The following is a 13024-nucleotide window of genomic DNA, read 5'->3' as shown; positions in this document are numbered from 1 at the left end:
CGTCAGGGGGTTGCTCACCGTCAGCGAGAGGTTGGCCGGGGGCGTAGTCTGATCCACCACCTCCACGGTGGCCAGGGCCGTACAGCCCGTGGGACCCGTGACCACCACTGAGAACAGACCCGGTTCGGTGACCGTCAGGCTGCCTACACCGCTCAGCAGACCTTCCAGAGGCAGGCCCGGTCCGGTGAAGAGAAAGCTGGAAAGACCCGTCGTTGAAGAACCTACACTGATGACAGCGTTGGGCAGCAGACACGTCAGGGGATTGCTCACGGTTAAACTCAGATTGGCCGGTGGGGTAGTCTGATCCACCACCTCCACGGTGGCTAAGGCCGTACAGCCCGTGGGACCCGTGACCACCACTGAGAACAGACCCGGTTCGGTGACCGTCAGGCTATTTACTGGGTTTAACAAACCCTCAAGGGGTAACCCAGGACCGCTGAAGAGGAAGCTGGAAAGACCCGTGGTCGAAGAACCTACACTGATGGTGGCCTCTGGCAGCAGACAGGTCAGCGGATTACTTACCGTCAGACTCAAATTTTGTGGAGGGCTCGTCTCGTCAAGTACCTCTACTGTGGACACGGAAATAGCGCCTAATAATGAGGTTGTAGTGACCGTATAAGTACCTGGCTCAGATACAAGCGCTGTTGCACTGGTTGGACTGATCAGGCTGCCGGACAGTAAACCTAATGGCCCGTCAAAACTAATCAGCCCGATTAAATCCGTAGAGGTAGCGGTTAGGACTGCCGTAGGCGCTGTACAGCTAATAGGCCCACTCGCCGTGAGCGTTACAATTTTGGGAGCTGTTCGCCCGGTAGCTTTCTTGCCCGTAGCACTCGTTCGATCCGTACTCTTCGTTCCTGGCAGAGAAGCAGGGTCCGAATTATGGGCTGTGGCAGCGATTGAATAAAGCAGGAAGAGCAGTCTCCCAACCAATAAACAACTGAATTTGTAGATAGCTTTTCTACCCTTAAAACGACGATAAAGGTGTACCATTGGCGCTAGGTTTTACTTCCGGGTAACCTAACGCAAGAACTAATCCAAAAATCAGACCGTACAAATACAATAGTATTCCGATAATACATTTACCGGTAACATATAGGCGTCATATTACTTACAGACCACGATCAATTCATTAAAACGCGTATACTGGCGTATATGCCTTTTAATAACTTCCTGCTTAATTCATAAAAATTAATAATGAAGACGTATATAACCATAACGTTCCTGGCTACTTTAAACCCACTACCAAAAAAATGCCAGAGAATTTCATTTATTGAAAATCTTATTAACCAGCCCGTTACCGCACATATGAATACTGAACCGATTAATTGAAAAACGCCCGCAGTGCCCGGTCTGCGAAAGACCAAGGCGCTGCGGGCGCTATTGTATCAAGCTTTATGCTCCGTTACCGGCCCCGGGTTACTACTTTCAGCAGCGAACCACGAGCAACGCGGTCGCTGGCCTTCAGGCTATTGAGTGTTCCTATTTCCTCAACGCGGTTGGCGGGTATACCCATGGCGGTGATAACCTCCTGGAATGTGCCGTCGCGGGGGGCCGGCTGTACGCGAACCCGCTCCGGCTGACGATTCAGCTTGTCGGGATCGGTGAGCGGCCGGAAGTTCTCGGCAACCGACCGGAACGTCGGGAAGGCTCCGTTGAAATTAGCCGCGTAAGTCAGTCCGTGCATCACAAAAATGCTGTTGCCCATCTGATACAGCCAGGAGGCAATCTGCAGCGTATTTTGTGCCGTTTGCTGCTGCTGCTGTCCTTCCTGCGGTAACTGCTGCGACACGACAACCGCAGCCGGAATCCCGTTGATGGTCGTTTTGGTACTCTCCAGCACCCGCAGGTTGAGTTGCTTCACCATGTTCTGGGCCGCTTCATCGATTGAGTTGCCCTGAGCACCCATCAGGATCATGGCATAGTTACCCTGCTGGGGAGCCATCTGGAACTGAATCGGGGAGTTCTGATGCTGCCAGCCGCTGGGTACCGGAAACTGGAACCGCAGCTCAGGATGGTAAAACATATTATTCTCTACAAAGCCCTGCTTGGGATCTTCGCCGTACAGGATACCGTCGATCATCCGCAGGTACGACTCGCGGTTGACCTGGTAGTTGCCGGGATTTTTGGCCTGATAATCTTTGGCCATCTCGTGCACCTTACCGAAGCGGTTACCCGGATCGGGGTGCGTCGACAGCAGGTTCGGTACCATCTGGCCCGACTTTTCGGAAATACGCTTGATGGTGGCGAAGAAATTCGCCATCTGATGCGCATCGTAACCAATCTTGCTGGAATACTCGACCCCCAGTTTGTCGGACTCCGACTCGTGATCGCGGCTGTACTTAAGCATCAGTAACCCTAAGCCCTGCTGAGCCTGTTCGGCAAACTGGGCAAACGTTGGTGAAATAACGGCTCCGGCAATGATACCGATGGTGCTTAGAATCTGTGAACTCTGCTGCCGCGCCGAATGCTGGGCCGTAATGTGGCCGATTTCGTGGCCGAGTACTCCGGCAAATTCCGCTTCGTTGTTGAAGTGGGCCATAATACCCCGCGTAAAATACACATATCCGCCCGGCACCGCAAAGGCGTTGACGACCGGCGAGTCGACGATGTAAAACTGATAAGGCAGGTCGGGCCGGTGCGAAATCTGCGCCATAGCCTTTCCCTTCTGATTAATAAAATCAGTCAGCTTTTTGTCTTCGTAAACACCCATAGTAGCCACCACGGAAGGGTGGGCCTGTTGTCCCATCGCAATTTCCTGCTCTTTGGACATAAATACTACCTGGCGCTTGCCGGTGACCGGGTTGCGCGTACAGGACTGCAACCCGATTAACAGGGTCAGCAAAACGAAACGTGTTATTTGTATGGTGCGCATTGTCAGATTAGTAAATGATCCCTTAACCTCCTGAGGGGGATTTAACCATTCAGTGCCCGGGAGGCTGGTATATACGCGGGCACCTACCACGTAAACTAATAATGATGTATGTTTTGTTTATTAGTTTACGCAGAGGTTAGACCAACCTGAAGCCGTAACGTTTAACTTGACCTGGCTAATGACCGGTAAAGCGTTAAACTCACCGGCGGCAGGCTAACCGGTTGACCGGCTTCAGCCTGAGCCGGCAAACGTACACCAGCTGCCGCTCCTTCCTCCTGCCACTGCGCATCGGTGGAATCCAGTAGCTTTTCCCAGGTCTCCGCCCAGACCGGCATGATGTAGGCAATTTCCTGGTCCGACAGATTAAACAGGCAGACCAAATGCTGTTGCCCGTCGGCGCTTTGCCGGTGCAGCGCGAACCCTTCCTGACCCATGGTGTTGACGTGGACGTCGCTTTTGTTGACGTTCTGGAGCACCGGATGCGTCCGGCGCAGGGTGATCAGTTCTTTATGCCATTGCCGGATCAACCGGTGTTTGCCTTTGTCACGGACTTCCCACCGTAATTTCGACTGGTTGAACGTATCCTCAGCCTGGGGATCGGGCGGGGCCACATCAAAGCCGAAAGCAGCAAACTCTTCTTTCCGCCCTTCCTGTACTGCCTTTACCAATGCCTCATCGGAGTGGCTGATAAAATAGAAGAAAGGAGACTCGTCGGCGTATTCCTCACCCATGAACAGCATCGGCACGTAGGGCGACAACAGGACAGCCGCAGCCGCTACTTTTAACCGATCAAAATCGACCAGCAGGCACAGCCTCTCGCCTTTTACCCGGTTACCCACCTGGTCGTGGTTCATGTTGAAGACCACAAAGCGGTCGCCCGCTACCCCTGCCGACGAAGCGCCATAGCGCCGTTTCCGGAATTTGACCCACTCTCCGCTGTGCACAAAGCCGTCGGTGTAGGCCTTGGCCAGTTGCTCCATCCGGCCGAAATCCGCGTAGCGGTCTTTGCCGCTCTCGTCGATCAGCACGTACAGCGCATGGTGGAAATCATCGAGCCACTGCGCGGTAAACCCAAACCCGCCCGCTTCGGGGTGCTTGACCACCTTGGCGCTGTTCAGGTCACTCTCAGCGATCAGGTACAGCGGCCGGCCCAGTTGCTGCTCCAGCAGGCTTTTCTTCTCGTGCAGCAAGTCCCAAAAACTTATCGCACCAATGTCAAAAATGGTATGGATCGCATCCAGCCGCAGGCCATCGATATGGTACTGCTCAAACCAGTGCAGGGCGTTATTCGAGAAATAATCCCGGACGCCGTCCGACCAGTCGTGGTCAAAATTCAAAGCGTCGCCCCAGGGGGTGCAGTATTGATCGGTAAAATAAGGACCGAACTTACCCAGGTAGTTCCCCTCCGGGCCGAGGTGATTAAACACCACATCGAGAAATACCGCAATGCCGCGCTGGTGGCAGGCATCAACCAGTTTCTTCAAGCCTTCCGGGCCTCCGTATGAGTCCTGCACGGCATACGGAAATACGCCATCGTAACCCCAATTTCGGTTGCCGGAAAACTGCGATACCGGCATCAGTTCAAGGGCATTGATCCCGGTATCAACCAGGTAATCCAGCCGGGGAATGATGGCCTCGAACGTTCCCTCCGGGGTAAACGTCCCCACGTGCAGTTCGTACAGCACCAGGTCCTTGAACGGTAATCCCCGCCAATCACTATCCTGCCAGGCATAGGTCCCGTGATCCACCACCGCCGAGGGTCCGTGTACGCCCTCAGGCTGGAAGTGAGAGGCCGGGTCCGGGTAATCCTGTTCGTCGTCCGGCCGGAAAAAATAGTGGGTGCCAGGGTCCACGTCGGCTACCTCCGTCTGGAAATAGCCGAACTCATCCGGCTGCATGGCTATCTGTTGCTCTCTGGGATGAACCAGGTGCAGAATCATCTTCTCTTTTTCAGGTGCCCAGACGGTAAAGGTGCAGCGGCCACCGCCTTCATAGTTCGCACCAATAGTTTTCATAACGTTCTGTGTAAATTCTTTGATACAAATAGCCGCCTGTGCCGTTATGTTTGCCGGCGTTCTCCTTTCTGAGTATAAGGTCTGGCACCGAATGAACGATTATGCGGTTAGTCCAGCCGGATCAGGAGCCCCTCATCACCGGCCAGATTCAGCACCCCGTCTACCTGGATGCCGTCGCGCTCCGGGATGGTAGCAACCGCCACGGTGCCTTTTAGCTTTATGGTTTCCGGTTTGAAGACGGCGGTCTTATGCCCCATGTTCAGTACGATCAGGAAGCTGGGGTGTCCTTTGGCTTTCCGCAAAAAGGCAAATACCTGTTCGTCGGCTTGAATCGTTTTGTAATCGCCTTCATGCAGCGCAGGTTCCTGCCGGCGCAAACGGATCAATCGCTGGTGCAGCGCCAGCATGGACGAGGGCTCCTCCTGCTGCTTTTTTACGTTCACTCGAGGGAAATCCTCCGCTATCCGGAGCCAGGGTTTTCCGGTGGTAAACCCGGCCTTGTCGCTGTCGTCCCACTGCATGGGGGTGCGACCAGGGTCACGGCTTTTACCCAAATTAATACCCTGCGGATCCTGAAACTCTTCCTTCGGAATCGGCACATCACGCATGCCGATTTCCTCCCCGTAGTAGATCGTCGGGGTGCCGCGCAGGGTGAGCAACAGCATGGCCGCCACACGGGCTTGTTCAAGGCCAACCCGACTGCCGATGCGAGACTGATCGTGGTTACCCAGTACCCAGTTGGGCCAGTCGCCGGGCTTCAGCAGCTTTTCGTACTTGTCAATGGCTTCGGCGAGCGGCTTAGCCTCCCAGGGAAGAAAAAACAACTGGTTGTTGAACGCCAGGTGTACCCCCTGGTTGTCTTTTCCGTGGTATTTTACCGCTTTATCGACAGCCAGGTAAATCTCGCCGATCATCATCCGTTCGGGGTATTGATCGAGTACCTCCCGCATTTTTTTTACGACCTTGTGTACCTCCGGCCGATCAGACGAGTAGATGGGCAGTTGCCGCTGGTCTTCGTTCATACCGGGTTTAAAATCCGGATTAGGCGGGTTATCACGCAGCTGTTTGTCTTTAATCATCAGCCACATGGCATCGACCCGAAATCCATCAACGCCTTTATCGAGCCAAAAGCGCATGGCCTCAAACACAGCCTGCTCTACCTCGGAGTTGCGCCAGTTCAGATCCGGCTGGGATTTCAGAAAAGCATGGTAATAGAACTGCTGCGTAGCCTCATCCCACTCCCACGAACTGCCCCCGAAAACACTCACCCAGTTGTTGGGTGGTTCGCCCCCTTCCTTGCCGTCGTACCAGAGGTACCAGTCGCGTTTGGGGTTATCGCGGGAGGAGCGGGACTCCAGAAACCAGGGGTGCTGATCGGAGGTGTGGTTAGGCACCAGGTCCAGCAGCAGCTTCATACCCCGCTTGTGCGTTTCCCGCAGCAATTCGTCAAAATCATCCATGGTCCCGAACAGCTCATGAATGCCCCGGTAGTCGGCGATGTCATAGCCGAAGTCGGCCATAGGCGAAGGGTAGATGGGCGATACCCAGATGGCATCAATGCCGAGCTCTTTCAGGTGGTCGAGCCGGCTCAGGATGCCCCGCAGATCGCCGGTGCCATCGCCGTTACTGTCCTGAAACGAGCGGGGATAGATCTGGTAGATGATTCCCTGCTGCCACCAGAGGCTTTTGTTCTGTTGCGTAGCCATTATAACGTTGATTTTAACTGCTCAACCGGACAATAATACCCTCATCGCCGGCCAGACTGATGGTTTCCTCGATAGTTCCTCCTTCCAGTTCGGGATAGGTAGCCAGCACGATAGTTCCCTTCAGCGGCCCGTGTTTGGGTTTGACGTAACAGGGACGGTGGCTGAGGTTGAGCACAATCAGGAAGCCAGGATGCCCTTCGGCCTGCCGGATAAAGGCCATCACCTGGTTGTCGGAATGCACCGGAACATAGTTACCGATCATCAGCGACGGCTCCTGTTGCCGCAACTCAATCAGCCGCCGGTACAATGTTAACATAGAGAAGGGGTCATTCTTTTGAGCCAGCACGTTCTCCCGGGCAAAATTCCGGGCGAGTCGCAGCCAGGGCTTTGCGGTAGTAAAACCGGCGTGTTCGCTGTTATCCCACTGCATGGGCGTACGGGAGGGGTCGCGGCTTAGATTCTTGTCGGGCATGTTCAGACCTTGGGGGTCCTGCACTTCCTCAAACGGAATGGGTACATCGCGCATCCCGATTTCGTCGCCGTAGTAAATGGTAGGCGTGCCGCGCAGGGTCAGCAGCAACATAGCCGCTACGCGGGCCTGCTGCACGCCCACACGGCTGGTAATGCGGGGCTGGTCGTGATTGCCCAACACCCAGTTGGGCCAGCCCGTGGGTGGTAAGGCCGCTTCGTACTGGTCGATGGCTCCCGCAATTAACTGGGCATCCCAGGACAGCGAAAGCAGCTGGAAGTTGAACGGCAGATGAGCGCCTTTCCCATCAATGCCGTAGTACATCATCAATTTCTGGATCGGCAGATAAATCTCACCAATCATCATCCGCTCATCGTACTGATCAAGCACATCGCGCATTTGCCGGACAATGTCGTGTACCTCCGCCTGATCGGTCGAATACACCGGGTAAAGCTGCTCATAGGTAGCCATGTGGGACTGGTAATCGGGGTTGACCGGATTATCGCGGAACTGGCTGTCTTTGATCATGTGCCACATCACATCGACCCGGAAGCCATCGACGCCCTTATCGAGCCAGAAGCGCATGACATCCAGCATGGCCTGCTGCACCTCCGGATTGCGCCAGTTGAGATCGGGCTGCTCCCTCAGAAACGCATGGTAATAGTACTGCTGGGTCTGGTCATCCCACTCCCAACCGGACCCGCCAAACACGCTTAGCCAGTTGTTGGGCGGCAGGCCGTCGGGCAGGGGATCTTTCCAGATATACCAGTCGCGTTTGGGGTTGTCGCGGGAGGAGCGGGACTCCAGAAACCAGGGATGCTGATCGGAGGTATGGTTAGGTACCAGGTCCAGAATCAGCTTCATGCCCCGGCTATGTATTTCGTTCAGCAGTTGATCGAAATCGTCGAGGGAGCCGAAGAGTGGGTGAATGCCGGTGTAATCGGCGATATCATAGCCGAAATCAGCCATGGGTGACGGGTAAATGGGCGACAGCCAGACGGCGTTAATGCCTAACCATTTGAGATGATCGAGCCGCTGGATCACACCCTGTAAATCGCCGATGCCGTCGCCGTTGCTGTCCTGATACGACCGGGGGTAAATCTGGTAGATAACGTCTGTCTGCCACCAGAGATGCTGTTGCTGTTGTTCCTCCATTATGAATCTGTTTTTCCTGCTGGTTTACCAGCTTATTCGCAGCATATACGTTGAGAGCGCGAAATAAAAGGAATAACAGAGAGACGGCACAGCCGGCCGGGTTTTCTTATCCTGTAACCCCTGCTCGTCCGCGTCTGTGACGCGGGACGGGCGAGAAGTGCGTTTGTAACGCACGGCATTGGACGTCAAAATCGCATTACAAATGCGAACCTCGCCCGTCTCGCGATACAATCGCGGACGAGCAGCAGTCACAGACGCGGACGAGCGGCATCCTTAGCGGCTCCACCGCTGGATTTTATGTCCGTACAAGGCATAGAAGGCCAGATAGCCGTAGCAGGGCAGCAACACCCAGTAGGCCAGCCGGTGGTCGAGCGCGTCGGCGAAGTAGCCGTACACCAGCGGCATGATGGCGTTGCCGCAGAGGCCCATAATCAGCACCGACGAGCCCACCTTGGTAAAACGCCCCAGCCCCGTCAGCGCCAGCGGCCAGATACCGGCCCAAACCAGCGAGTTGGGCAACCCCAGCGCTACCACAAACCAGAGTGACAGATCGGACGTGTGGCCTAAAAAACGAACCGGGCCGCTGAGCAACAGAATACCCAGGCTGAACACCATACCCAGGATGGTGCAGATGCGCAGCGCATTGACCTGCCGGATCCAGCGCGGAATGGTAATGATGCCGATGATGTAGCCGCAGATGGTAGCCGTCAGGATATAGGAGGGAAAAACTTTGGCTTCCAGCAGCGAGATACCCATTGACCCGGCATAGCCGATCACGGTATCAATGGCAATCACCTGCGACCCTACGTGCAGAAAGATCGCCAGGGCACCCAGAATCAGGTGCGGAAATTGCAGGATGCTGGTCTTGTCTGAATTGGCCACGGCCACCTCCTCCGACTCCCGCTCGGTATCGATTTCCGGCAGCTTCGAAAAGCGAACCATCAGCCCCAGGCCCAGCAATACCGCACTCACGCAGGCATAGGGGGTAATTACCCGCCGGACCAGTTCGTCCAGGGCGGCATCTTTCATGGCCGGTGCCATCGTGGGCAACTGCTTGAACAGGTCGCTGTCGGTAGCCCGTAAAATAACGGCCGCAAACAGCAGCGGAGCCAGGATACCGGCCGCTTTGTTGCAGATACCCATGATGCTGATCCGCTGGGCTGCCCGTTCGATCGGTCCCAGGATGGTGATGTACGGGTTGGCGGCCGTTTGCAGAATGGCCAGACCGGTACCGATGGTAAACAGGCCGGTCAGAAACGTGAAGTAGGTCCTGGTCAGGGCGGCCGGCACGAAGATCAGGGCTCCCAGCGACATGACAAAAAACCCATACATCATCCCCCGCCTGAAACCCACCCGCTTCAGCAGCCGCGAGGCCGGTACCGACATCACCAAATAGGAGATATAAAAAGCGAAGGCCACCAGGTACGACTGAAAATTGGTCAGCTCGCAGGCGATTTTGAAATACGGGATCAGAATGGCGTTGATCCAGGTAACGAAACCGAACACAAAGAACAATACCGCAATAATGGCGATAGAGATCGTTGTATCCCGTTGGCTCAGGGTATGGGTGTTTTCAACCTTATTGGCAATCATGCTTGTATGGGTTTAGGAGTGGGCTCATGCCGAAGTCCGGGGGTTACAACCCCGGCTATCCGGCGGTAATCCCGGCGCGGTTTGTTTGCCAGACACACTGACCGGCCTTGTATGTTTCTAAAAGCTGAAGGGAGGTCTCCTTATACCGAAACCGGACCAGATCGGCCGGTGCGCCTGCCTGCAACCCGGCTTTCTGCGGCAGCTTCATTAGCCGGTTCGGGTACAGAGAGGCCATATCCCAGGCCTGCGCCAGCGGGACAATCTGCTGCCGGACCAGGTGCTGCACCCCCCATAGCAGCGACTGCGCCGAACCCGCCAGCACCTTCGGTTTGCCGGCTATGTGGAGCTTGCCCTCCCCGGTCAGCACCACCTTGCCGCCCACCGGCGATTCGTAGGAGCCCGGCGGCATACCCGCCAGTACGGTGCTGTCGCTGACCAGCATAACTTTTTGTTTCTTGACCCGGAAGATGATCTTCAGCACCGAATCGGGCAGGTGAAAGCCATCGGCAATGACGCTGGCCGTCAGCTTATCCTGCGCGAGTTGCTCCCAGATGTAATTGGGATGGCGCGGCAGCATCTGGTGCGTGGCATTGCCCAGGTGGGTCGACATGGTGGCTCCGGCCCTGACGGCCTCCTGAATCTGTTCGGGTGTGGCAGCTGTGTGCCCGATAGAGACCACTAACCCGTTTTTGATACACTTCCGGATAAAGTCCCCCGCCCCCGCCCACTCCGGCGAAAGCGTCAGAATCTTTACCTGTCCGCCCGCTGCGTCCAGAAACGACTGTAGCAGGACCTCATCCGGTGCCACCACATACTCGACCGGGTGAGCCCCCACCGGCCCTTCATCAAGCGAGATAAACGGCCCTTCCAGGTGAATACCCGCCACGGCCTGCCCAACGATTTCTGACCGTCCGCAGGCTTTGTGAACAGTCCCCAGCGCCGACCGCATCCGCTCGTGATCATTGGTGATTATTGTCGGGCAAAACGAGGTAACGCCCTGCGCCCACAACGCCCTTACCAGCGCTTCGATATCGGCATCCGACAGTCCCGGCTTGTTGAAATCAATACCCCGGTACCCGTTAACCTGCAAATCCGTCAGACCGGGAGCGATAAGGGGCAAATCCTGCGTCTGTTGGCCAGACAGTGGCTCAATCTTAGTAATAATTCCATCTTCAATGCTGATTTCAACCGGTTGTTGGGTCCGGTAATGAATACCGGTCAGGCGCGGTTCCCCTGTCATCCCTCCCTCCTTTCTGCCCATCCATACGAATCGGTATCCACGTATAAGGTACAGGCCGGGTGTGTCCGCAAGATGGAAGCCGGACAGGCGGTGGTAATCGGCCCGGTAAGAACGTTCTGTACAGCCGCCGTTTTGGTCTTACCCGGCACTACACAGAACAGATAATGTCCCGCCATCAACGCGGGTATCGTCAGCGTCAGGGCCTCTTTCGGTACCGCATCAAAGGTGGGAAAGCAGCCGTCGTTGACCTGCTGCTGCCGGCAAACCTCGTCCAGTTCTACCCGTTTGATGAGGTTTGGATCGTCGAAATCAGCCACCGGCGGATCATTGAAGGCAATATGACCGTTTTCGCCAATGCCCAGACAAACAAGATCAATGGGTGCCTGCCGAAGCCGTTCCGCGTAATCCCGGCAGGCGGCATCCGCATCCGGGGCAGAGCCGTCGATCAGGTACACGTTGCGGGGCGCCACCTGGTCGAACAACTTACGGCGCAGGAACAGGGCAAAACGCTGCGGAGCGTCTTCCGGCAATCCTACGTATTCGTCCATGTGGAAGACGTCGATGCGCGACCAGTCGATACCGGGTGCCGACGCGAGGTAATCCAGCAATTCGTTCTGCGAGGGCGCAGCGGCAAAGATCAGGCGAATCGTTTCCTGCTGCGCCAGGACTTCGTTTATTTTAGCGGCTACGTCCCGACCGGCTGCGGCTCCCATAACCTGCCGGTTTTCATACACGTTGACCCGGAGTGAATCGACAGTTTCACTTTTCAGCGGTTGACTCATGCGGTTATCGGGCTTTGGCTACGGTACGGGCTTTCGCCATGACACTTTCCAGGGTAACCGGTACGCCATCTCGCCGTTTGCTTTCGTCGGCAGCTTCCATAAACGCGTAAATCTCCAGCGTTTCTTCCGGGCTCACCGGGGGTGTACCGGTTTCGAAAAAGCGAATGATCTGAACCAGCAACGGCCGGTAGCCATCGTACGGGCCTATTTTGACATTACCGGTCTCGCCGTACACCGTTCCGCCATAATCGCTCTTGCCCCCGCGCATACCGCGAAACGTCCCGACGCGGCCATCGGCCCAGGTACCCACCACCACGTCGGTTTTGTCGCTATGTACCCGTACTACCTGCCGGCAGCCGGTACCCATCACCGTAAAGAGCATTTCGACGCCGTGGATGCCGTACCAGAACAGATCAGGGTGAGTCTTTTCCAGGTGCGCCGGGCTATAGGCCTCGGCCCCCAGTACTTTCCCCACCCCTTTCCCCTGTGCAGCTTCCTGAGCGCTGGTCATGTAACGCAGCGACGAGGAACTGAACACCGGAACATTGTACCGCCTTGCGGCCTCAACAATAGCGATGGCATCGGACAGCGTTCCGGCAATGGGCTTGTCGATAAACAGCCGCTTGCCGGCCTTCAGCACCGGCAGGGCCTGCTCCAGGTGCGGGCGACCGTCGTTAGTTTCCAGCAGCACCACGTCTACTTTGGTCAGCAGGTCGGCGATGGAGCTGACGATCGCCACGCCCAGTTTCTTTACCTCTTCGGTATAGCCCGGCACCCGGCTGACGCTGGATTCAATATCCGGACTTCCCTTCGGGTACGCGGCCACCACGCGGTAGCCACCCAGATCCGAAGCCGCATCGGGGGCGTTGAGCAGTTTGGTAAACGCCGGGCTGTGCGAGGTATCCAGCCCGATGATACCCACCCGGCGACCGGGCGGCACGTCACGTATGGGTGCTGGTTTAGCCGTAAGCGGCAGGGCCAGGCCTATGCCGGCAGCCCCGGTTAGTTGAATGAATTTTCGGCGGTTATAGGGTTGATTCATGAGCAGTTTTCAATATTTGGTGTATGTATAGCTCGTCCGCGACTGTGTCTCCGCTCGTCCGCGTTTGTAACGCGAGACGGGCGAGAAGTGCGTTTGTAACGCACGGCATTGGACGTTATAATCGCATTACAAATGCGAACCTCGCCC

At 56.0% G+C, this 13024-nt stretch carries 8 protein-coding genes and 1 pseudogene; all 9 read right to left on the bottom strand.

Going from position 1 to position 13024, the window contains the following annotated elements; genetic code table 11:
• Positions 1-534, bottom strand: a pseudogene (locus ABD949_RS09670) (hypothetical protein); the annotation flags it as partial.
• 871 nt (positions 535-1405) lie between these two features.
• Entirely contained in the window at positions 1406-2875 is a 1470-nt protein-coding gene (locus ABD949_RS09665) for a M48 family metalloprotease (protein ID WP_345242919.1), read from the bottom strand.
• 161 nt (positions 2876-3036) lie between these two features.
• The gene (gene treZ / locus ABD949_RS09660; protein WP_345242917.1) at positions 3037-4890 is read right to left on the bottom strand and encodes a malto-oligosyltrehalose trehalohydrolase; all 1854 of its coding nucleotides are present in this window, start codon (positions 4888-4890) and stop codon (positions 3037-3039) included.
• A gap of 107 nt (positions 4891-4997) precedes the next feature.
• Positions 4998-6596: an alpha-amylase family glycosyl hydrolase gene (locus tag ABD949_RS09655; RefSeq protein WP_345242915.1), complete on the bottom strand. Its 1599-nt coding sequence runs from the start codon at positions 6594-6596 to the stop codon at positions 4998-5000.
• A gap of 13 nt (positions 6597-6609) precedes the next feature.
• Positions 6610-8220, bottom strand: a complete 1611-nt coding sequence (locus ABD949_RS09650) for an alpha-amylase family glycosyl hydrolase (protein ID WP_345242913.1) — start codon at positions 8218-8220, stop codon at positions 6610-6612.
• A 273-nt stretch (positions 8221-8493) separates the two neighbouring features.
• Positions 8494-9813: a sugar MFS transporter gene (locus ABD949_RS09645; protein ID WP_345242911.1), complete on the bottom strand. Its 1320-nt coding sequence runs from the start codon at positions 9811-9813 to the stop codon at positions 8494-8496.
• Positions 9814-9868: 55 nt separating this feature from the next.
• Positions 9869-11053 carry an N-acetylglucosamine-6-phosphate deacetylase gene (gene nagA, locus ABD949_RS09640; RefSeq protein ID WP_345242909.1) on the bottom strand — a complete coding sequence of 395 codons (1185 nt, stop codon included), beginning with the start codon at positions 11051-11053 and terminating at the stop codon, positions 9869-9871.
• Positions 11050-11835 carry a glucosamine-6-phosphate deaminase gene (locus ABD949_RS09635; protein ID WP_345242907.1) on the bottom strand — a complete coding sequence of 262 codons (786 nt, stop codon included), beginning with the start codon at positions 11833-11835 and terminating at the stop codon, positions 11050-11052. The genes nagA and ABD949_RS09635 overlap by 4 nt, the downstream gene beginning before the upstream one ends.
• A 4-nt stretch (positions 11836-11839) precedes the next feature.
• A complete protein-coding gene (locus ABD949_RS09630) occupies positions 11840-12877 on the bottom strand; it encodes a Gfo/Idh/MocA family protein (protein WP_345242905.1) in 1038 nt (345 codons plus the stop codon).
• Between the last annotated feature and the right edge of the window lie 147 nt (positions 12878-13024).

This window comes from Nibrella saemangeumensis, assembly GCF_039541915.1.
GTDB lineage: Bacteria > Bacteroidota > Bacteroidia > Cytophagales > Spirosomataceae > Nibrella > Nibrella saemangeumensis.
The sequence above is the reverse complement of the archived record's forward strand: the minus strand, read 5'-3'. Positions and strand labels throughout refer to the sequence as shown.